At 52.7% G+C, this 2,429-nt stretch carries 2 protein-coding genes; both read right to left on the minus strand.

Translation table 11 applies throughout. The annotated features are described in order from the left end of the window. Nucleotides 1–77 precede the first annotated feature (77 nt). Entirely contained in the window at nt 78–1,322 is a 1,245-nt protein-coding gene (locus BN1546_RS28260; RefSeq protein WP_369690609.1) for an AMP-binding protein, read from the minus strand. Between the two features lie 28 nt (nt 1,323–1,350). Next, nucleotides 1,351–2,406 (minus strand): condensation domain-containing protein, encoded by a 1,056-nt coding sequence (locus BN1546_RS28605; protein ID WP_369690610.1) that lies wholly within the window; start codon nt 2,404–2,406, stop codon nt 1,351–1,353. Nucleotides 2,407–2,429 lie beyond the last annotated feature (23 nt).

Here is a 2,429-nt window from a genome sequence, read left to right on the forward strand (position 1 = left end):
GCCAAACCGTTCTTGCAGCACTCGGTAATCCGTCACGCTGCAGCTGTCCGAGCTGGTGATCAGCAGTTCCAGACTGCTCATGTCCAGCCCCTGTCATGCACATGCTGCATAAACGGTACGATCAGGGCCGGAGTCGATTCGAACACGGTAATCTGATAATCGCGAATCCATCCGTACAGACGGCTTGGATCAATCCGGTCATCTTTTGGACAGATGACCATCGTGCCCCCGTTATAGAGCGTCCGTGCAATATCACCGACGAACACGTCGAAGGAGAAGCTTGCCAGTTGCAGCAGTCGTACCGGGAACTGGTTCAGACGGTAATCCCGGCGATACGCTGCAGCCGTATTCACCAAGCTGCGATGCTCAATCATGACGCCCTTCGGACGTCCGGTTGTGCCAGAGGTGTAAATCACATACGCCAGATCGTGCGGTTCATTGATCGGTTCAACATCCGTCGTATCCCCGGTGTACAGTGACTCATCGTCCAATGCCAGTACGGTATGCAGACGCAACCCTGTTGCCGATTCGGATGCTGCTTCGCTGTCAGACTTCGAATCTGCTGTTCCATTTAGGTTTCCATGAAGAGCACCTGATTCCATCGTTTCAGCGCCAGCCGCTGTTTCCAGCTCACCCTCAGTCTGCCCTTCGACCAAGGCCTGATCGCTTTTCTCCAGCCATGCCTGGGCACGCTCCTGCAAACTGGTTTGCGTGAGCAGCACCGTCACACCGCTATCCTCCAGCATGAAACGAATGCGTTCGGACGGATAGTCTGCATCCAGCGGCACATATGCGCCTCCAGCCTTCCATACCGCCAAAACGCCGACCAGCATGTCTACCGAGCGTTCACTCCAAATGCCGACAATCGATTCGCGTCCGATACCTTCATTTCGCAATCTACGCGCCAATTGGTTCGCACGCTCGTTCAATTTCCGGTACGTAAGCTGTTGCTCCTCGTACACCACCGCCACGTGATCTGGTACAAGCTGGGCCTGTTCTTCCACGAAGGCATGGAACAAGACATCTGCTTCAGCAGCAACATCCGATACGCCTACATCTCCAAAACCATAGATGATTTGTGCTTTTTCCTCGACAGTTACCATATCCAATGCGGCCAGTGGCTGCTGTGGATGCAGTGTAATGGCACGTACGAGTTCGGTAAAATGCTGCGCAAAGCGCGCGATAGTCTCAGGTTTGTACAGCGCCGTGCTGTATTCCAGACTGCACAGAATGCCTTCTGGCTGCTCTACGGCATCCAAGGTCAGATCAAATTTGGACGTATGATCGTCCGTTGGATACGGCTTGAAGGTCAGCCCTTCCAGCTCGAAACTCCTGCTTGCTCAAATGTTTTCAGCTCAAACATTGTGTCAAAACAGCGCATTCCGGCTCGTATCCCGCGTTACATTCAGCTTTTTCAACCAGCTCTTCAAACGGATATTCCTGGTGCTCATACGCACTGAGCGCATGCTCTTTGACCTCTTGCAAGTAGTCCAGGAACGTTTTGTCACCAGACGGATAATTACGGATCGCCAGCGTGTTCAGGAATACGCCTACCAGGCTACTGAGCTCCGCATGTGGTCTTCCGGCAATCGGCGTGCCGACGATGATGTCCTCTTGACCCGTGTATTTATGCAAGAGTGTGCTATACGCTGCAAGCAACACCATGTACAAGGTGGATCCGGTTTGCGCGGCCAGCTGCTTCAACTGCTCGCTGTCCTCCATGCAGATCGCAAACTCAAATCGAGTTCCTTCCAGACGCTGTACAGCGGGTCTTGTAAAATCCGTTGGCATATCCAGTGCCGGAATTTCACCAGACATGGTGTTCAGCCAATAGCTTTCTTGCGCACGAAGACGTTCACTTTGCATATCTGCATGCTGCCAAACGGCATAGTCCTTGTACTGAATACGCAGTGGCGGGAGCTCCTTGCCTTCGTACAATTGAGAGAACTCCTGCACGATAATTCCTTCTGTGACGCCATCCGAAATAATATGGTGCATGTCATAGAGCATAACGTGACGCCCCGGTCCGTTTTCGATCAACTGAACCCGCAGCAACGGGGCTTGTGCGAGATCAAAGGCACGTACAAAGTCCTGTGCGTACTGCGGTGTCTCTTCTTCGCTTGCTTGCACATACTCCACGCTGAATGGGACGTTAGATTCAATCCGCTGAATCACCTCGCCATCCACCATCTCGAATCGGGTTCGCAGGGTTTCATGACGGGCAATCAGCTGGCGGAAGGCTTGCTCCAGTCGCTCTTTATCCAAGGAACCTTCGATAATCAAAGCTCCTGGCATGTTATAGCTAACCTCTCCGCCTTCCAGATGACTCAGCACGTACATCCGTTTTTGCGCCGAGGAAACGGGATAATATTCGCGCTCCTCCGCCACAGGTATGGATACATACATTTGCTGGGTCTGATCTTCACCCA

The organism is Paenibacillus sp. Mc5Re-14, assembly GCF_001049835.1.
GTDB lineage: Bacteria > Bacillota > Bacilli > Paenibacillales > Paenibacillaceae > Paenibacillus > Paenibacillus polymyxa_C.

Coding starts and splice junctions, on each gene's coding strand:
- BN1546_RS28605 (WP_369690610.1), bottom strand. CDS start 2,406: ATGTATGTATCCATACCTGTGGCGGAGGAGCGCGAATATTATCCCGTT.